Source organism: Pseudomonas sp. HLS-6 (genome assembly GCF_002753995.1).
GTDB lineage: Bacteria > Pseudomonadota > Gammaproteobacteria > Pseudomonadales > Pseudomonadaceae > Aquipseudomonas > Aquipseudomonas defluvii.
This window is the reverse complement of sequence record NZ_CP024478.1, coordinates 1,753,878-1,773,311: the sequence shown is the minus strand read 5'-3', so window position 1 is coordinate 1,773,311 and position 19,434 is coordinate 1,753,878. Positions and strand designations below refer to the sequence as shown.

16 protein-coding genes are annotated in these 19,434 nt (G+C 61.7%); 5 read left to right on the top strand and 11 right to left on the bottom strand.

Going from position 1 to position 19,434, the window contains the following annotated elements; all coding sequences use genetic code 11:
- Window positions 1-99: 99 nt before the first annotated feature.
- The 4 genes from CS390_RS08165 to CS390_RS08150 form a co-directional block, all read right to left on the bottom strand.
- Window positions 100-327 carry a hypothetical protein gene (locus CS390_RS08165; protein WP_065761686.1) on the bottom strand — a complete coding sequence of 76 codons (228 nt, stop codon included), beginning with the start codon at window positions 325-327 and terminating at the stop codon, window positions 100-102.
- A 330-nt stretch (window positions 328-657) separates the two neighbouring features.
- Complete coding sequence (locus CS390_RS08160) at window positions 658-1,719, bottom strand: RNA methyltransferase (RefSeq protein ID WP_099773999.1); 1,062 nt, start codon at window positions 1,717-1,719, stop codon at window positions 658-660.
- Between the two features lie 22 nt (window positions 1,720-1,741).
- A complete protein-coding gene (locus CS390_RS08155) occupies window positions 1,742-3,064 on the bottom strand; it encodes an ATP-binding protein (protein WP_099773998.1) in 1,323 nt (440 codons plus the stop codon).
- Complete coding sequence (locus CS390_RS08150; RefSeq protein ID WP_099773997.1) at window positions 3,061-3,744, bottom strand: response regulator; 684 nt, start codon at window positions 3,742-3,744, stop codon at window positions 3,061-3,063. The genes CS390_RS08155 and CS390_RS08150 overlap by 4 nt, the downstream gene beginning before the upstream one ends.
- Before the next feature lie 189 nt (window positions 3,745-3,933).
- Between CS390_RS08150 and dsbD the strand changes: the two genes are divergently transcribed.
- From dsbD to CS390_RS08130, 4 genes are all read left to right on the top strand, one after another.
- The gene (gene dsbD / locus CS390_RS08145) at window positions 3,934-5,646 is read left to right on the top strand and encodes a protein-disulfide reductase DsbD (protein WP_099776581.1); all 1,713 of its coding nucleotides are present in this window, start codon (window positions 3,934-3,936) and stop codon (window positions 5,644-5,646) included.
- The gene (locus CS390_RS08140; RefSeq protein ID WP_099773996.1) at window positions 5,646-6,488 is read left to right on the top strand and encodes a TlpA disulfide reductase family protein; all 843 of its coding nucleotides are present in this window, start codon (window positions 5,646-5,648) and stop codon (window positions 6,486-6,488) included. The genes dsbD and CS390_RS08140 overlap by 1 nt, the downstream gene beginning before the upstream one ends.
- A 2-nt stretch (window positions 6,489-6,490) precedes the next feature.
- Window positions 6,491-7,255, top strand: a complete 765-nt coding sequence (gene dsbG / locus CS390_RS08135) for a thiol:disulfide interchange protein DsbG (protein WP_371918258.1) — start codon at window positions 6,491-6,493, stop codon at window positions 7,253-7,255.
- A gap of 165 nt (window positions 7,256-7,420) precedes the next feature.
- Window positions 7,421-7,969: a murein L,D-transpeptidase family protein gene (locus CS390_RS08130; protein ID WP_177442393.1), complete on the top strand. Its 549-nt coding sequence runs from the start codon at window positions 7,421-7,423 to the stop codon at window positions 7,967-7,969.
- Between the two features lie 80 nt (window positions 7,970-8,049).
- Here CS390_RS08130 and pssA read toward each other — a convergent pair whose 3' ends face one another.
- From pssA to glyA, 6 genes are all read right to left on the bottom strand, one after another.
- Window positions 8,050-9,393 (bottom strand): CDP-diacylglycerol--serine O-phosphatidyltransferase, encoded by a 1,344-nt coding sequence (gene pssA / locus CS390_RS08125; RefSeq protein WP_099773994.1) that lies wholly within the window; start codon window positions 9,391-9,393, stop codon window positions 8,050-8,052.
- Between the two features lie 107 nt (window positions 9,394-9,500).
- Window positions 9,501-10,133 carry a sarcosine oxidase subunit gamma gene (locus tag CS390_RS08120; RefSeq protein WP_099773993.1) on the bottom strand — a complete coding sequence of 211 codons (633 nt, stop codon included), beginning with the start codon at window positions 10,131-10,133 and terminating at the stop codon, window positions 9,501-9,503.
- 83 nt (window positions 10,134-10,216) lie between these two features.
- Window positions 10,217-13,234, bottom strand: a complete 3,018-nt coding sequence (locus CS390_RS08115; protein ID WP_099773992.1) for a sarcosine oxidase subunit alpha — start codon at window positions 13,232-13,234, stop codon at window positions 10,217-10,219.
- Entirely contained in the window at window positions 13,231-13,560 is a 330-nt protein-coding gene (locus CS390_RS08110) for a sarcosine oxidase subunit delta (protein WP_099773991.1), read from the bottom strand. The genes CS390_RS08115 and CS390_RS08110 overlap by 4 nt, the downstream gene beginning before the upstream one ends.
- 15 nt (window positions 13,561-13,575) lie before the next feature.
- Window positions 13,576-14,826: a sarcosine oxidase subunit beta family protein gene (locus CS390_RS08105; RefSeq protein WP_099773990.1), complete on the bottom strand. Its 1,251-nt coding sequence runs from the start codon at window positions 14,824-14,826 to the stop codon at window positions 13,576-13,578.
- 21 nt (window positions 14,827-14,847) lie between these two features.
- Entirely contained in the window at window positions 14,848-16,101 is a 1,254-nt protein-coding gene (glyA, locus tag CS390_RS08100) for a serine hydroxymethyltransferase (RefSeq protein WP_099773989.1), read from the bottom strand.
- 258 nt (window positions 16,102-16,359) lie between these two features.
- On the opposite strand from glyA, the gene CS390_RS08095 reads away from it, so the two are divergent.
- On the top strand, window positions 16,360-17,373 hold the full coding sequence (locus tag CS390_RS08095; RefSeq protein WP_099773988.1) for a GlxA family transcriptional regulator: 1,014 nt from the start codon (window positions 16,360-16,362) through the stop codon (window positions 17,371-17,373).
- Between the two features lie 675 nt (window positions 17,374-18,048).
- Here CS390_RS08095 and CS390_RS08090 read toward each other — a convergent pair.
- Complete coding sequence (locus tag CS390_RS08090; protein WP_065761237.1) at window positions 18,049-19,386, bottom strand: MFS transporter; 1,338 nt, start codon at window positions 19,384-19,386, stop codon at window positions 18,049-18,051.
- Window positions 19,387-19,434: the final 48 nt, after the last annotated feature.

Here is a 19,434-nt window from a genome sequence, read left to right as displayed (position 1 = left end):
TCCTACCCCTTGGACTGCCCCCAAGAAGTTGGACACAAATCCAACCCTTGGGGGATTTATGGGCAAGCCCGCAGATCGCGGGCTGCTGACAGCCTTACGCTAATGCCGAAGGTTTTTCAGCGAAACCTCAACCAGTTCTTTAGCCACTTCAACCTGGTGGAAGACGCCTTGAATCAATACCTCGGCCCGCGAGCCACTGTGCTCAAGGGCTTGTCGCGTGGCCGCAACCGCACATGCAAGGTGTTTGTAGGCATGCAGCAAGGCGACCTCTGAAGGAAGGTCCTGACGAACACGCAATACGGGGGGATCGGGCGTGAGCTTGATCATGGCGCAACTCCTGACTTTCAGTGGAGCTGCCACGAATCGCTGCTAAACGAGTTAGGTGGCAGCTGTACGCGGGTTAGCAGACCGGGAAGTCAGGTACCCGGCGCACCCGAGGGTGCCCCACGCACAGCCGCCATAGAGCAGCATCGCAGACGTAAGCGTTGCAATGACTATGGAGGCGTGTTGCGCCTGACTTCATGTTCGGACTGCTAAATCCGGTCGTTGAATGGGCAACGACTCGGCAAGACTAGTCCGCACCAATGACAGGCACAACGGCAAGAACGCCGGAAAAGTATGCTTGGGAAATGTCCTACTTGAAACAGCGAATTTTCACTATCGCTCACCAGCAAGCAGCAGCGACGGTGATGCATGCGCACGCTTGCGCTGCATCAGGTCTGCCGCCCATGCCCGCAACTGGCCGCAACCACCGTCAATGTCCTGCCCCGCCGAGTTGCGTACTTTGGTCAACACGCCATTGCTGTGCAGGTAGCGCATGATCTGCTCGATGCGGTCCGCGTCAGGCCGCTGGAACTCATCGGCTTCCAGGCTGTTGTAGGGGATCACGTTCATGATCGCGTACTTGCCTTTGAGCAAGCGCAGAATCCCGTCCATTTCTTCCTGGCTGTCGTTGATGCCTTTGAGCAACGTCCACTGGTACTGAATCGGGTAATCGATTTGCCGCGCATAGGCTTCGCCCAACTCGACCAGTTCTTCTGGGTCGATCCGCGGCGCGCGGGGCAGTAACTGCTGGCGCAGCGCCGCATTGGTGGTGTGCAGCGACAACGCCAACGCCGGCTTGACCTGCTGTTGCGGCAGGCGCTCAAACACGCGCAGGTCGCCCACGGTGGAAAACACCAGGTTACGCTGGCCGATGCCGCCTTCAGTTCCCAGCAGGTCGATAGCCTGCAGCACGTTGTCGAGGTTATGAGCGGGTTCGCCCATACCCATGAAAACCACTTTCTTGACTGCACGGTAACGCCGGGCGAGTGCCACCTGCGCCAGGATCTCGGCGGTGCTCAGTTGCCGCAGCAGGCCGCTTTTACCGGTCATGCAAAATACGCAACCCACCGCGCAGCCCACCTGGCTGGACACGCACAAACCACCGCGTGGCAGTAATACGCTTTCCACCTGCTGTCGGTCGGCCAGCTCCACCAGCAGGCGCGCCGAACCATCGCCACCGGGGTGCTCGGCACTGAGCCGCGCCAGGCCATCGAGCTCGGCGCTCAGCTGTGGCAGTGCCTGCCGCACGCTCAAGGGCAGGAAGTCTTCGGTTTTCTGGCGACGGGTGCCCGTGTCGAGCGGCACGCCGCGCAGCCAGGCACGGGTGATACGCCCGATATGCACGGGCTTGGCGCCTAGGGCGGCGAGCCGCTGGTGGAAGTCTTGGATAGTCATGGGGCGCGCATGCTATCACCGCTTACACGCGGCGGGGAATCTGCAACAACACCCGCAAACCATCACTGCGACTGTCGAAATCCAGCGAGCCGGCACAACGCTGGACAATCGCCTGAACAATCGCCAGGCCCAAGCCACAACCATCGCTCTGGCCAGTGCGCCAGAAGCGCTGGGTCAGGTACTCCAGGTGCTGTGCCGGAATACCCGGCCCGTGGTCCCGCACCCTGAAACCGACACGCTCACCGTCCACTTGCACCTGCAACTCCACCGGCGCACTGCCAACGGTGTGGCGCAGCGCATTTTCCAGCAGGTTGCGCAATGCCGCGACCGCCAGGGGCGATGGCATGTCCAGGTATAACTCGCCCGCTCCTGGGGCCAGGTGCAGCGCAATACGCCTGGCGCCCTCCTGGCCGATGTCCTGAATCGCCTGCCGTGCGACATGTTCGGCGTTGCATTGCACGCCATCGTCGAACGACAGACTGCCCTCTACCCGCGCCAGCAGCAGCAATTGCTCCAGGGTACGGTGCATGCGATCGGCGCCCTGCTCGGCGTGCTCCAGCGCCTGTTCACGGACCGCACCATCGGTCATCCGCGCGACCTGCAAGTGGGTCTTGATCGCTGTCAGCGGGCTGCGCAGTTCATGGGCGGCATCGTCGGTCAGCCTGCGCTCGCGTTCGAGGGTCTGGCCAATGCGCAGAAACAGCTGGTTCTGGGTTTCCAGCAACGGTTGCAGCTCACTGGGCATGGCCCGTAGCTGCAGCGGCTCAAGTGAATCGGGGCTGCGTTTACGCAAGGCATCACGCATGCGGTTCAGCGGCGCCAGGCCCCTGCCCAAGCCCAGCCAGAGCAGGCCCAGGGTGCCGAACAAGGCCACCAGCACCGGTGCCGACGCGGCCAGCAGGATCGAGCGATTCAAGGCTTCACGCTCTTGATGACGGTCCGCGGTGGTAATACGTACATCGCCACGGGCAAAGGTAAAGCTGCGCCAGGATGCGCCGTCGATCATCTGATCATGAAAGCCGACCCGGTCGTCATCCAGAGGTTGCTCGCCGTGGCTGTGGTTGCGCGCCAGGATCTCACCACGCAGGGAACTGACCTGACAGGCCATGCCATCGGGGATACTCAGCTGGTCCGCGCTCAGCTGCGTGCCCTCGCCCTTGCTGGTCAACGGTTGCGGCAACTGGTCGATCAGGCCGGCCACCATTCGCGCCGAAGCGACTAGCCGCTGATCAAGGGAAAACATCATTTGCTGGCGCAGGTCGCGCAGCATCCAGGCAGCAGCAAACGCCCAGATCACGACAAATGCCGTGCCGAGAATCAGGCTAAGGCGTAAACGCAGGCTCATCGCGCCGCCTCTTCAGGCAGTTGGGCGGGCCCCAGGCGATAGCCCAGCCCACGTACGGTTTCGACAATGCCGCTGCCCAGTTTTCGCCGCAGGTGGTGGATATGCACGTTCAACGCATTGCTCTCGACTTCATCGCCGAACCCGTAGACGCTGTCCTTGAGTTGTTCGCTGGACAAGACACGGCCACGGTTATGCAACAGGGCATGGAGCAAGGCCTGCTCACGCCGGGACAGGTCCACCGGCTGCCCGCCCAGGCGGGCTTCGCGGCTGCTCGGGTCGTAACTCAAGGGGCCGTGCTCGATGATGTTCACCGCACGCCCCGCCATCCGCCGCATCAACGTATGCAGGCGTGCGGCAAGCTCACGCAGGTCGAAGGGTTTGAGCAGGTAGTCGTCGGAGCCGGCCTGCAGACCATCGACCCGGTCGCTGACCGCGTCCCGTGCGGTGAGGATCAACACCGGCAAGGTCTCACCCTGCTGACGCAGACGGCGCAGTAGTTTCAACCCATCTTCATCGGGCAGGCCCAGATCGAGGACCATGACATCGAAGCTGGCGGCCTGGAGCATGGCCTGGGCCGCAGCCGCGCTGGCTACGCGGTCGACCGTCAGGCCTTGAGCGCCAAGCCCGGCGACGATACCGCTGGCGATCAGGTCATCATCCTCGCAAAGCAATACGTGCATGGTCAGTCTCGATCATAAAAGGCCTATTGAAGGGCAGGCGGATTAACCGAGGATTATGCCGCGTCAGCCTCGAACCGTCGCGCATCGGGCGACGGCCGTTTCTGCAGCCGGTTAACTTTGGGTTAATCACCCGGCGGCAAGCTGAATGAGTGATAGCGCTGACAAGGACCTGATATGCGCGTTTTTCTGATGACCCTGTTGGTACTGTTCAGCAACCTGAGCCTGGCCCAACCTTTCGCCAAGCCGTTTGCTCAACCGGACTTCCTGGCGGTCGACAAAGCCTTCGTGTTCAGCAGCGAACGGCTCGACTCTGGCCAGACGCGCCTGCACTGGCAGATCACCGACGGTTATTACCTGTATCAAAAGCGCCTGAAATTCGATGGCTTGCCCACTGAACAACACCCCGCGCTGCCCGCGGCACAAACCCACACAGACGAGTTCTTCGGTGAAAGCCCGGTGTACCGAGGTGAACTTGAACTGATCTTGCCAGCCCATGCCAGTGGCCAACTGCGCGTCGGCTGGCAAGGCTGCGCCGACGCCGGCCTGTGCTACCCACCGCAAACCTCTACGGTGGCCCTCACCCCTGCCGATGCCGTTGACCGAGGGCGCGAACAGGCAAGCGACCAGGCCCTGGCCGGCGACCTGCAACACGGTACGCTGTTCTGGAGCCTGCTGGCCTTTCTTGGCTTGGGCGTACTGCTGGCGTTTACCCCCTGCTCCCTGCCCATGCTGCCGATCCTCGCCGGATTGGTGCTGGGTAACGGCGCCAGCGCTCGCCGTGGCTGGGCATTGGCGGCGGTGTATGTACTGAGCATGGCCCTGGTGTACGCCGGCCTGGGTGTGATTGCTGCCCTGCTGGGCGCCAACCTTCAGGCATGGCTGCAACAACCCTGGCTGCTCGGCAGCCTGGCAGCCCTGTTCGTGGTACTGGCCTTGCCAATGTTTGGCGCCTTCGAGTTGCAGTTACCCGCCTGGCTGCGTGATCGCCTTGAACGGGCCGGGCATAACACCCGTGGCGGCAACCTCTATGGTGCTGCGTTGCTGGGCGCCCTGTCGGGCCTGTTGATGGGGCCGTGCATGACCGCACCGCTGGCCGGCGCATTGCTCTACATCGCGCAAAGCGGCAATGCCGTGCAGGGCGCACTGGTGCTGTTTGCCCTCGGCCTTGGCATGGGCCTGCCCTTGCTGTTGCTGGTCACCCTGGGTAACCGCTACCTGCCGCGACCAGGCGCCTGGATGGAGCGGGTGAAGGGGTTCTTCGGCTTTGTGTTCCTGGCCATGGCGCTCTACACCCTGCGGGCCGTGCTGGACCCGACGCTGTGGCTGGGCCTGGCCGGTGCCTGGCTGATCGCCCTGGGCTGGGCCGCCTGGACAACCTTGCAGGCCCAACGCCCGCTACAGGCATTGGCACTGCTGTTCGGGCTGTGGGGCAGCCTTATGGTGGTCGGTGCAGCAGCCGGTGGCAGCGATCCCTGGCGACCACTGGAGCCTTATACCGGTGCCAGCAACGCTGAAGCCCAGGCAACCCGCGCCGATGCCTTCACCACCGTCAGCGACCCGGCGAGCCTGCAGCGAGAGCTGGACGCCGCCACCGCACAAGGGCAATGGGTGCTGCTGGACTACTACGCTGACTGGTGCGTGTCGTGCAAGGTCATGGAGAAACAGGTGTTCGCACGCGACGATGTGCTGGCAGCGCTGAACGGCGTACGCTTGCTGCGCCTGGACGTTACCGCCGACGCCCCGCCCAGCCGTGAACTGCTCAAGCGCTATGCGGTACCTGGCCCACCCAGCCTGATCTGGATCGGCCCCGAGGGCGACGAACGCCGGGCACGGCGCATCACCGGTGAAATCGATGCGCTGAACTTCCTGCAACACTGGTCTGAAACCCGGAGCCAAGGCTGATGCTGACTGTGAATATCGGGCCACTGGCTGTTGGCCTCGAGCACCTGCTGCTGTTCGGCGCACTGGCCATCGCCACCCTGGTCGGCTGGCGGGTGGCACGACGCAACGGCGACAACCCCGAGTCAACGCTGTTCAACCTGTTTTTGCTGGGTGTACTGGTAGCACGCTTGGCATTTGTCATTCACTACTGGTCGATCTACCAGGAAGACCCACTGCAAATCGTCGATATTCGCGATGGCGGCTTTCTGCTCTGGCCAGCGATTGTCGCGGTGCTGCTGGGCGCGCTCTGGCAGGGCTGGCGAAAGCCACGGCTGCGCACGCCACTGGCTTGGGGGCTGTTGAGTGGTGGATTGTTCTGGGCACTGACAAGCCTCGCCAGCCACCTGTATGAACAGAACACGCAATTACCGCCCATCAGCCTGCGCGATGCGCAAGGCCGTGCGGTGGCGCTGAACGATTACCGTGGGCAGCCGCTGGTGATCAACCTCTGGGCCACCTGGTGTCCGCCCTGCCGACGGGAAATGCCGGTGTTGCAACACGCCCAGCAAGAACGTCAGGACGTACTGTTTCTGTTCGTCAACCAAGGGGAGTCGCCACAAACCGTGAGTAACTTTCTGGCAACCACTGGCCTGAACCTGTCCCATGTACTGTTCGATTCAGGCGGTCAGTTGGGCCAGCAAGTGGGCTCCATGGCGCTGCCCACCACGTTGTTCTACACCGCCGACGGCCGCCTGCACGGTAGCCACCTGGGCGAACTGTCCAGGGCCAGCCTGAGCCACGCCCTGGAATCCTTTGAGCGCGCCAACGCCGCCTCCACTGTTTCAACAAGGAACACACCATGAAAATGCCTGCCACACTCGCCTTCAGCCTGGCCCTGGGGCTCGGCTTGCTGCCGACGTATGCCGTGCATGCCGAAACACTGCCCATGGCCATTCAGAAGATCGAGGCCAAAGGCGCAACCATCAAAGGTGAATTCGACGCGCCCAATGGCATGCGGGGTTTCGCCGCCGAGTACCAGAACCGCGGTATGGCTCTGTACCTGACGCCCGACGGCAAGCACGTGCTGGTCGGTAGCCTGTTCGATGAGCAAGGCAAGGACCTGAGCCTGGAGCCGCTGGAAAAGCTGGTCTACGCACCGATGGCCAAAGCGATCTGGGCAAAACTGGACAAAGCCAGCTGGATCGCCGATGGCAAGGCCGATGCCCCGCGTATTGTCTACATGTTCAGCGACCCCAACTGCCCCTACTGCAACCTGTTCTGGCAGCAGGCGCGGCCGTGGGTCGAATCCGGCAAGGTGCAGTTGCGGCACATCATGGTCGGCATCATCCGCGAAGACAGCCCGGCGAAATCGGCGGCACTGCTGGCCAGCAACGACCCACAAAGCGCCCTGCAACAACATGAAAAGGCCGGCAAGGCCAGCACCCTCAAAGGGCTACCGAGCATCCCGGCCGAGGTACAGGCCAAGCTCGACGCCAACATGGCCCTGATGGATGAACTGGGGCTGTCAGCCACCCCGGCGATTTTCTACCTCGACGACAATCAGCAACTGCAGCAACAACAAGGTGCACCAGCGCCCGAGATGCTCGGCAAGATCTTCGGCAAGCGCTGAGTCGCAAGCCGGGGGCCGTGCAGCGGCCACAGGTTTGCGTCACGGCCCAACCCTCGGCAGAATGCGCCCCGGCCGGAATCAACCGGTCAGGGCCAGGGTACCTGTGCAACACCCGTGGCCCATGGAGCCAGCATCTCAGGATGCTTCACACGGAGTGTTTACCCTATGCGTTCCCTGCTGTTGAAAAGCCTTGTCGTTGTCAGTGTGCTGGCGATGGCGGCCTACGGTTACACGCGCTACGCCATGCGCTATGGCTCCGGCACTGCGCCTGACATGGCGACAGCAAGCGAGCAGGCCGACACCCTGATGGTCTACAAGGCGCAAAAGCGCATGCAGTTGCTCAAAGACGGCGTGGTGCTCAAGGAATACAACATTTCCCTGGGCAAGAACCCGGTCGGCCACAAGCAGGCCGAAGGCGACGAGCGCACCCCTGAAGGCCGCTACACCATCGACTGGCGCAACGAACAATCGATTGCCCACCTGAGCCTGCACATTTCCTATCCGAATGCCGAAGACAAGCAACGGGCTGCCGCGGCCAATGTCGAGCCGGGTGGCAACATCATGATCCACGGCCTGCTCAATGGCTGGGGCGGGATCGGCGAGTGGCATCGACGCTGGGACTGGACCAACGGCTGCATCGCCGTCACCAACGAAGAAGTGCGGGAGATCTGGTCACGGGTACCGAATGGCACGCCGATTGTGATCGCGCCATAACCCAGGCGGACATGCTACAGCCACATCAAGGGCACGCGATGTGGCTGTACATGTGCGAACCGATGGGTTGGGGCCGACGTTCAAAGCATGCCATACAACAACCGTCCAATCCGGGCATACCTGACTCGCCGCAACAACGTACGCACCTTCGGCGGATAATCGGTGAGGGAGTCCAATGCCGAGTAGCTATCAACCCGTGTGGTATGGCGTGAGAGCTGTGCAAGCTCTTCATCACGCTGCATTGCCCATTCAGCCTTGGGGTCGTCGATAAGCAAGGCATTTTCCAGGTCCAGCCGGAACCCACGGGGGTTCAGGTTATTGCCGGTCAAGAGGGTATAGCGTTGGTCTACCCACACCCCTTTCAAGTGAAAACTGTGATTGCCGTCTTTCCACAATTGCAGATTCAACTGATGACGGGCAATGGCCTCATGATGCTTGCGGGCGAAACCACGCAGTTTGCTTTCATAAAAGTAAGGCAGCGCAGCGCTCAACGTGAACGGCTCTTCGGGTGGGACAAAAAAATCATTGGCGGTCTTGTCGCCGATGATGATGTCAATGGTGACACCACGCTTGAGCGCACGTTCGATTTCGCGCGTCAGCACCGGCGCAAGGTTGAAATAGGGCGTACAGAGTGTGAGGCGCTTTTGGCTGGTGGCCACCAATTGGCACAGGGCTCGGTTCAGGGGGTTGTTCCTGCCAACACCCAGCAGCGGAATCACCCGCAGCCCACCATGCTCGCTGCTCCCTGCCGACGTATCATAGGCGGCACGCTTGAGGCGACTCCGAAATGCCCTGATGGCCCGGTGCAAAGTGCGTGATCTGGGTGGCGCGGGCACATCCAGTCGATGCGTCGCTCTGGAGCCCAGCAAGGCGTTTTGAATCAACGTCTGCACTGAGTCGGCCAGCGGTTTGTTGCGGAGTACGTGATAGCGGTCCAGGCGGTACTTGTCGAACTTGTGCAAGTAGACGTTACTGATGCTGGCACCGCTGTAGATCACGCAGTCATCGATGATGCTGCCTTTCAAATGCAGCACACCGAAGAGTTCTCGGGTTTGTATGGGCACGCCATAGACCGGCACGTCCACCTCGCGACGCATTCGTTCGGCGCGGTACCAGGCCGCGTTGCCTGGTTGCTTGCCTGCCCCGAGCAAACCCCGCTGCGCGCGAAACCAGTCGACCACCACAACGATATCCAGCGTTGGACGGGCCGCCTTGGCTTGATAGAGGGCGTCGATGATTTCCTGACCGGACTCGTCCTGCTGCAGGTACAAGGCGGTGATGTAGATGCGTTGCTGAGCAGAGGCAATATGTTCAAGCAGACAACGTCGATAGTCGGCAGCCGTTGGCAGTATCGTGATCGCGTCGGCCGATAGATCAAAACCACGTAGCGCTGCAAGCCCAGTTTTTGGAGAGTAGAACCGCATAAGCCTCTCAAGATCGAAGTACTACGATGGTGTAGCTTTTTCAGATAAACGCCCTCCTGCAGGGATTTTGAAATGCCCTGCAGGAGCGACGTTAATCCACGAAACCATCACTCTATAACGTTTAGACCGAACTCGTTCGCTGCATCCTGCAACCACAGCCACCAGTAGTCGGAGAAGCTGCGACGAATCAGCAGTTCCCAGGTGTCTTCGCTGCTGCGACGGATGACCAGTTGCGACTTGGCAAACACCGTACTGACCGCTTTGCCGACCGGAAAATTGTTCGGGTGCACGTCGTAGCTGGTGGACTTCATCAGCACTTCGCGCACGTTCGGGCCGCTCAGTTCCAGCAGGGTCTGGCCACCGCTGACGTTGACCACCTGAATGTGCTGGTCCTTGAGGGCGTCGCGCAGTTTCTGCTCGACGGCGAACTCCTGGCCACCGGGGACGATCAACAGCCACTCATCCGGGCCGAGCCACTGCAGCGACATGTCGCCGTTGGCGACCACGGTCAGGGCCACGGGCAGCTCAAGGCCGATGGCCTTGAACACACCACCGGCAAAGGCCGGGTCGTGGCCGTTGCCACGAATAGTCAGGTGGCCCAGCAACTTCTTCTCGCGCAGGGTGACACCGGCGTTCTTGCGTCCCTTGCCAACCAGGCTCGGCAAGTCGGCGTGGGCCAGCGGCGATTGCGCCTTGGCGGCGTTGCCTGGGTGTTGCTGGTAAACGTTGATTGCGCTCATTTCAAACCTGCCTGAAATATCAAATGCTGTAGGGCGATCCGTGTGGGGCCGGCCGCGCCGGCGCCACACGTGCGCGTCAATCCTTAAACGTTCTGCCGTTCGCCTTGCGGGTCGAAGAACACCGCTGAACAGATCTCCGCTTCGATCACGCTGCCATCGGCCTGCGGCGAGAACACGCGCTCGCCCATGCGCTTGAGGCCACCTTTGACCACACCCATCGCGAACGAATAGCCCAGCGAGTTGGCGGCGTAGCTGGAGGTCACGTGACCGACCATGTCCATCGGGATCGGTTGCTTCGGATCGAACACCAGTTGCGCCCCCTCAGGCAGCCACTGGGTCGGATTGACCGGCTTGAGGCCGACCAGCTGTTTACGGTTTTCCCGTACGCAGTCCGCACGGTTCATGCCACGACGGCCGATCCAGGAGAACGGCTTGGTCCGCCCGACGCACCAACCCATGTTCAGGTCGTCCGGGGTCATCGAGCCGTCCGTGTCCTGGCCGACAATGATGAAGCCCTTCTCGGCCCGCAGTACGTGCATGGTTTCGGTGCCGTACGGGGTCAGGTTGTAGGGCTTGCCCGCTTCGACGATCTGCTCCAGCACGCCCATGGCGTAGTTGGCCTGGATGTTGATTTCGTACGACAGCTCACCGGTAAAGGAGATCCGGAAGACCCGCGCCGGCACCCCGCCCACCTTGCCTTCCTTCCAGCTCATGAACGGGAAGGCGTCTTTGTCCAGGTCGATATCGGTGACCTGCGACAGCAGTTTGCGGCTGTTCGGCCCGGACAGGGTCAGGGTCGCCCAGTGGTCGGTGACCGAGGTGAAGTACACCTTCAGGTCTGGCCATTCGGTTTGCTGATAGATCTCCAGCCACTGCAGTACGCGTGCCGCGCCGCCGGTGGTGGTGGTCATCAGGAAGTGGTTCTCACCCAGGCACGCCGTGACACCATCGTCGAAGACCATGCCGTCTTCTTTGCACATCAGGCCGTAACGGGCCTTGCCCACGTCCAGCTTGGTCCAGGCGTTGGTGTAGATGCGGTTGAGGAACTCACGGGCATCCGGGCCCTGAATATCGATCTTGCCCAGGGTCGAGGCGTCGAGCAGGCCGACGCTGTCACGCACCGCCTTGCACTCACGGGCAACGGCGGCATGGATATCTTCGCCTTTGCGCGGGAAGTACCACGGCCGTTTCCACTGGCCGACGTCTTCAAACTCGGCACCGTTTTTCACGTGCCAGGCATGCAGCGCGGTGAAGCGCACCGGCTCGAACAGGTGACCGCAATGCCGGCCCGCCACCGCACCGAAGGTGATCGGCGTGTAGTTCGGACGGAACATGGTGGTGCCCATTTGCGCCACACCAATACCCAGCGAACGGGCGGCGATGGCCAGGCCGTTGATGTTGCCGAGCTTGCCCTGGTCGGTACCAAAGCCCAGCGCGGTATAGCGTTTAACGTGCTCGACCGACTCAAAACCTTCGCGGGTGGCCAACTCGATAGCCGCGGCCGTCACGTCGTTCTGTTGGTCGACGAACTGCTTCGGTGCCCGTGCCGTGGGTTTGTCATGCGGCACCTGGAACAGCGGCACAGTAGCTTCTTCATGGCGCGCCAGCACCTTGGGCAGTACGCCGGTGACCGCCTTGAAACCGGCTTCGGTTGCAGCCCGTACACCGCCTTCAAAACCATCGGCCAGGGTATCGCCGAGGCTGTAGACACCGTTCACGCCGCCGACGCAGACGCGTCTCTGCGGGGCATCGCCCGGCACGAAGCCGAGGATGTCTTCACGCCAGACCGGCTTGCCACCCAGGTGCGAAGCCAGGTGAACCACCGGGCTGTAGCCGCCCGAACTGGCCACCAGGTCGCACTCCAGCCACTCGCCTGGGCTGGTCACGCTAAAGGCTCTCGCATTAATGGCCGCAACACGCGCCGAGGTGACCCGTTTGCTGCCTCGCGTCTCTATGACGGCACTGGACGTCAGGATACGAACCCCCCGTGCCCTCACCTCCTCTACCAGCGCACCGCGCGGTGTATGACGGGCATCGGCCACCGCCACGACGGTCAGCCCGGCATCAAGCCAATCCAGCGCAACGCGGTAAGCGTGGTCGTTGTTGGTCGAAAGCACCAGTTTCTTGCCCGGTGCCACGCCGTAGCGGCGTACGTAAGTCGACACGGCGCCAGCCAGCATGTTGCCCGGCACATCGTTGTTGCCATACACCAGCGGACGCTCGTGGGCGCCAGTGGCCAGCACCACCTGCCGTGCACGCACGCGGTGGATACGCTGACGCACCTGCCCCAGTGGTGCGCGATCGCCCAGGTGGTCGGTCAGGCGCTCGTGGATGGTCAGGAAGTTGTGGTCGTGGTAGCCGTTCACGGTGGCCCGTGGCAGCAAGGTCACTTCGCGCATGCCCTTGAGTTCGGCCACGGCGGCCGCCACCCACTCCGCGGCAGGCTTGCCGTCGAGGCTTTCACGGGTGTCGAGCAGGCTGCCGCCAAACTCTTCCTGCTCATCGGCAAGGATCACCCGGGCGCCGCTGCGGCCAGCCGCCAAGGCCGCTGCCAGGCCAGCCGGGCCGCCGCCAACCACCAGCACGTCACAGTGCTGGTTCATGTAATCGTAGGTGTCCGGGTCGTTTTCCAGCGGCGAACGGCCCAGGCCGGCCGCTTTGCGGATGTACTTCTCGTAGGTCATCCAGAACGACTGCGGGTACATGAAGGTCTTGTAGTAGAAGCCCGGTGGCATCAGCTTGCCGCCGACCTTGCCCAGGATCCCCATCACGTCGTTGTTCACGCTCGGCCAGCCATTGGTGCTGGTGGCCACCAGGCCGGCATACAGTGCCTGCTGGGTAGCGCGCACGTTCGGCACCTGGGTGGCTTCGGTGGCACCGATCTGCAGAATCGCGTTCGGCTCTTCGGCACCGGCGGCGATGATCCCGCGAGGGCGCGAGTACTTGAAGCTGCGCCCGACGATGTCCACGCCGTTGGCCAGCAACGCGGCCGCCAGGGTGTCACCGGCATAGCCCTGATAGCTCTGGCCGTTGAAGGTGAAGTTCAAGACTTTGCTGCGGTCGATACGACCGCCGTTGGACAGGCGATTGACCTGGCTCATACCTTTTCTCCCTGACCACTGACTGCCAACTGCGGGCTGGTGTTTTTGCCGGTCACTTGTGGCTTGGCGCCAATTGGATAGGTTTCCAGAATTTCGTAGGTCACCGTGTCACGGGTGGCATTGAAGTACTGGCGGCAACCGGCGGCGTGAATCCACAGTTCGTGGTGCAGGCCGCGTGGGTTGTCGCGGAAGAACATGTAGGTGCCCCATTCCTCATCGGTGCAGGCATCCGGGTCGAGCGGGCGCGGGATGTGCGCCTGGCCAGCGGCGTGGAATTCCTCTTCGGAGCGCAGCTCGCCACAGTGGGGACAGAAGATGTGCAACATGGTCAGGTTCTCCTGTTAGTGGGCGACAGCGGCAGCGCCGTGTTCGTCGATCAGTGCGCCGTTGTAGAAACGGTCGATGGAAAAAGGCGCAGCCAGCGGGTGCATTTCACCCTTGGCCAGGCTGGCGGCAAAGACGTTGCCTGAACCCGGCGTGGCCTTGAAGCCACCGGTGCCCCAACCGCAGTTGAAGAACAGGTTCTTGACCGGGGTCTTGGAAATGATCGGGCAGGCATCCGGCGAGGTATCGACGATGCCGCCCCACTGCCGGTTCATGCGCACACGGGACAGGATCGGGAACATCTCGACGATGGCCTGCAGGGTGTGTTCGATCACCGGGTACGAGCCGCGCTGGCCGTAGCCAACCCAACCGTCGATACCGGCACCGATCACCAGGTCGCCCTTGTCCGACTGGCTGATGTAGCCGTGCACGGCGTTGGACATGATCACACTGTCGATGATCGGTTTGATCGGCTCGGACACCAGTGCTTGCAGCGGGTGCGACTCCAGCGGCAGGCGGAAGCCGGCGAGCTTGGCCATGTGCCCGGAGTTACCGGCGGTGACCACACCGACCCGCTTGGCGCCAATGAAGCCCTTGCTGGTTTCAACCCCGATGACCACGCCATTTTCCTTGCGGAAACCGGTGACTTCGGTTTGCTGAATCAGGTCCACGCCCAAGGCATCGGCAGCGCGGGCAAAGCCCCAGGCCACGGCGTCGTGACGGGCAACACCGCCGCGGCGCTGCACGGTGGCACCGATGATCGGGTAGCGGGTGTTCTTCGAGCAGTCCAGGTACGGAATCTCGTCGGCCACTTGCTGGGCGTTGAGCAGTTCGCCGTCCACACCGTTGAGCCGGTTGGCACTGACCCGACGCTCCGAATCGCGCATGTCCTGCAGGGTGTGGCACAGGTTGTAGACGCCGCGCTGGGAGAACATCACGTTGTAGTTGATGTCTTGCGACAGGCCTTCCCAGAGTTTCATGGCGTGTTCGTAGAGGTGCGCCGACTCGTCCCACAGGTAGTTGGAACGCACGATGGTGGTGTTACGGGCGGTGTTGCCACCGCCCAACCAGCCCTTCTCGACCACCGCAACGTTGGTGATGCCGTGTTCTTTGGCCAGGTAGTAGGCCGTGGCCAGGCCATGCCCGCCGCCGCCGACGATCACCACGTCGTAGACCTTTTTCGGGGTCGGCGTGCGCCACATGCGCTGCCAGTTTTCATGGTGGCTCAGCGAGTGCTTGAAAAGGCCGAAGCCCGAGTAGCGTTGCATAGTCAGTTACTCCTCAACCACTCAGCGGTAAACCGGAAAGTCTGCACACAGTGCCGACACGTTTTTCGCCACATCGGCCTCGACATCGGCATCGCCAAGGTTGTCGAGAATGTCGCAGATCCAGCCGGCCAGTGCGGTGCACTGGCTGACCTTGAAGCCGCGCGTGGTCACCGCCGGGGTGCCAATGCGCAGGCCGGACGTGACGAACGGCGACTGTGGGTCATTCGGTACGGCGTTCTTGTTCACCGTAATATGGGCACGACCCAGGGCAGCATCGGCCTCTTTGCCGGTCAGGCCCTGACGGATCAGGCTGACCAGGAACAGGTGGTTATCGGTGCCGCCGGACACTACATCGTAGCCGCGGTCGATGAACACGCCAGCCATGGCCTGGGCGTTGTCGATCACTTGCTGCTGATACGCCTTGAAGCTGGGTTCCAGGGCTTCCTTGAAGCACACGGCCTTGGCCGCGATGACGTGCATCAGGGGCCCGCCCTGGCCGCCGGGGAACACCGCCGCGTTGAGTTTCTTCTCCAGCTCTTCGTTGGCCTTGGCCAGAATCAGGCCGCCACGTGGGCCGCGCAGGGTCTTGTGGGTGGTGGTGGTGACCACGTCGGCGTACGGCAGCGGGTTCGGGTACAGCCCGGCCGCGACCAGACCGGCCACGTGCGCCATGTCGACGAACAGGTACGCGCCCACTTTGTAAGCGATCTGACGGAAGCGTGGGAAATCGAGGGTTTTCGAGTAGGCCGAAAAACCAGCGATGATCATTTTCGGCTTGTGCTCCAACGCCAGGCGCTCGACTTCGTCGTAGTCGATCAGGCCGGTGGCAGTATCGATGCCGTATTGCACCGCGTTGTAGAGCTTGCCGGAGAAACTGACCTTGGCGCCGTGGGTCAGGTGGCCGCCGTGGGCCAGGCTCATGCCCAGCACCGTGTCACCGGCCTGCAGCAGGGCGAGGAACACCGCCGCGTTGGCCTGGCTGCCGGAGTGCGGCTGAACGTTGGCGTAGTCGGCACCGAACAGTTGCTTGGCACGGTCAATCGCCAGTTGCTCGACCTTGTCCACGTGCTCACAACCGCCGTAGTAACGCTTGCCCGGATAGCCTTCGGCGTACTTGTTGGTCAGGCCGCTGCCCTGGGCCTGCATCACGCGCTTGCTGGTGTAGTTCTCCGAGGCGATCAGTTCGATGTGATCTTCCTGACGCTGCTCTTCGGCATTCATCGCCGCCAGCAGTGCATCGTCATAACCCTGGAGTTGATCGTTTTTACTGAACATGCTCTCTCCTCATGACGGAGACCTTCCGTCGCTGTTTTTTTTGTTGAGCCGATTGTGCAAAAACGACAGGTGTCATGTTTGTCTGATATCGACATCCAAATGCCCGGCAATCCCTCCAAGGGTCAGGCACCACGCCCCCACAAGGTGTACTATCCGAACGCCTGGAAGCAGGCAGGGACAACAAGAAAAATAACCCGTACTGCGATGTCTCGATGCTAATGCCGGAGAACGCATTACCGATGCATAAGAGGAAAGAACATGGCCCAGACATTGAAGGGCACAGCCGCTGCGGATCATTTGACCAAGGCGCAAAAGCCGGTCAAGACCATCGGTTTTCTGGTGCTGCCGAACTTCACTACCATCGGTTTCGCGTCGGCCGTGGAAACCCTGCGCATCGCCAACATGGCCGCGCATCAAATCTTGTACCGGACCGTCATCATTGCTGCCAATCACGACCCGGTGACCGCCAGTAACGGCATGCGCGTGCTGCCAGACTACGCCATCGAAGACGCACCCGACCTCGACATTCTTTTCGTCGTAGGCGCCAACCCTATCGTTTCCGACCACAGCAGCCGACCACTGCTCAATTGGCTGCGCAAGCTGGCCCATCAACACATCCCATTGGGAGGGATCTGTACCGGAAGCCACCTGCTGGCCCGCGCTGACCTGCTCAAAGGCTACCGTTGCACCATTCACTGGGAAGACATCGAAGCACTCAAGGATCGTTTCCCCGGGATCATCATTTCCAATCAGTTGTTCGAACTGGACCGCGACCGTTACACCTGTTCAGGCGGCGTCGCCGCCATGGACATGATCCTGCAACTGGTCGCCCGCGAACCCAACGGCTCAGAGATCGCCGCGCGGGCTGCCGAGCTGCTGTTGTGTGACCGGGTGCGCGGCGCGCGCGAGCAGCAACGGGTACCGTTGCGCAGCAAGCTGGGCACGTCTCAACCCAAGCTCAGCCAGGTGGTGGCCATCATGGAAGCCAATCTTGAGGAGCCAGTAGGGCTGGATGAACTGGCCGCCTTGAACGATGTGTCGGTGCGGCAACTGGAGCGTTTGTTTAACAAGTACCTGCAACGTACCCCGAGCCAGTACTACCTGGAATTGCGCTTGTCGAGGGCGCGTCAGTTGCTGCTGCGCAGTGAGTCCCAGGTACGCGATATCGCCCTGGCCTGCGGTTTCGCCTCGCCTGCGCACTTCTCCAAGTGTTACAGCCGATTCTTTGGCCTGTCCCCCATGGGCGAGCGCAAAAAAGGCGCATTGCAGTAACGTCTTTGGAACGCAGTCTTGAACTGCAATGGCATCCTTCGCAGTGCTTGCATCGCAGGCAAGCCTGCTCCAACAGAGCCCGCGCCAGCTGTAGGAGCCGGGCTTGCCCGCGATGGCATCGGTGGGGTGCCAGTACCTTCGCGGTGCTTGCATCGCAGGCAAGCCTGCTCCAACGAAGACGAGCCGCCTGTAGGAGCCGGGCTTGCCCGCGATGGTATCGCTGTGGTGCCAGTGCCTTCGCGGTGCTTGCATCGCAGGCAAGCCTGCTCCAACGAAAACCGAGCCGCCTGTAGGAGCCGGGCTTGCCCGCGATGGCATCGCTGTGGTGCCAGTGCCTTCGCGGTGCTTGCATCGCAGGCAAGCCTGCTCCAACGAAAACCGAGCCGCCTGTAGGAGCCGGGCTTGCCCGCGATGGCATCGCTGTGGTGCCAGTGCCTTGGCGGTGCTTGCATCGCAGGCAAGCCTGCTCCAACGAAGACCGAGCCGCCTGTAGGAGCCGGGCTTGCCCGCGATCGTATCGCTGTGGTGCCAGTGCCTTCGCAGTGCTTGCATCACAGGCAAGCCTGCTCCAACAGAGCCCGCGCCAGCTGTAGGAGCCGGGCTTGCCCGCGATGGCATCGGCGCGGTGCCAGTACCTTCGCGGTGTTTGCATCGCAGGCCTGCCTGGCGAATCAATCAATCCCGCAGCGCTGCATGCGCTGTTTCCCGCACCGACAGCATCGCCACCAGCGCGACCAAGGCTGCCGCCAACAAGTACCAGGCAGGCGCCATCTTGTTGCCCGTCAGTTGGATCAACCACGTGGCGATAAACGGCGCAGTACCACCAAACAAGGCGTTGGCGATGTTGAAGCTGAAGGCAAAGCCGCTGAAGCGCACCCGGGTCGGGAAAATCTCTGCGAGAAAACTCGGCAAGGTACCGTCGTTCATGGCCAGCATGGCGCCGAAGATGATCTGGATCATCAGAATGACCACCAATGGCTGATGATCCAGCATGCCGAACAATGGGAACGTCAGTAACAGGAACAACACCGACGCCATGACCAGCATGGTCTTGCGACCGAAGAAGTCGGACAGTTTGCCCATGAGGAAAATCAGGCCGATGTAGGTCGCCAGTGAGACGGTCGAGGCAATGAAGGAGTCGCTCTCACTCATCCCCATTTCCGTCGACAGGTAGGTCGGCATGTAACTGAGCAACAGGTAAAAGGCCACAGCGTTGAGGCAGGTGACGCCGATACCGATGATGACGCTGCGACGATGCACGGTCAGCAATTCGCGGATCGGCGCTGCTGTTGCACATTCCTTGTTTTCCAGGCGCTGCTCCATTTCCAGGAACTTGGGGGTGTCCTGCAGGCTCATGCGGATGTAACGGCCGACCAGGCCAAAAGGTGCTGCCAACAAGAACGGCACGCGCCAACCCCAGCTTTGCATGTCTTCGCTGCTCAACAGGCCATGCAGGCCCGCAACGAAGGCCGCGCCGAACAGCAACCCTGCGGCAGTACTCGCCGGCACGATGCTGGTGTACAGCCCTCGCTTGCCTTGTGGCGCATACTCAGCAAGAAATGCCGAAGCACCGGCGTACTCACCGGAAGCAGAAAAACCCTGGACCAGTCGGATAAGCAATAGCAACGCCGGTGCCCACAAGCCGATGTGCCCATAGGTGGGCAGGACACCGATGCAAAACGTCGAAATGGACATGATCAGGATGGAATAGGACAACGCATTTCGACGCCCATACTTGTCACCGAAGTGCCCCCATACCAATCCGCCCAGAGGGCGAACGATAAAGGACAAAGCGAATACGGCAAAGGTTGCAAGCAAACCCGTGGCTTTATCGGTTTGCGGGAAAAAGGTGGCGGCGATGACTGTGGCCAGATAGCCGTAGGCGGCGTAATCGAACCATTCGACGAAGTTACCCATGAAACTGGCACGCGCTGCCTTGCGCAGTGCCTGCCGTTCAGCATCTTGCTCGCGTGAATGAAACCGGGCTGACGTCAGCGTGGAGGTGGTAGACATGACAAGTACCCTTTTTATTGTTATTTCCGGCGAAATGTAGGGCTGGCT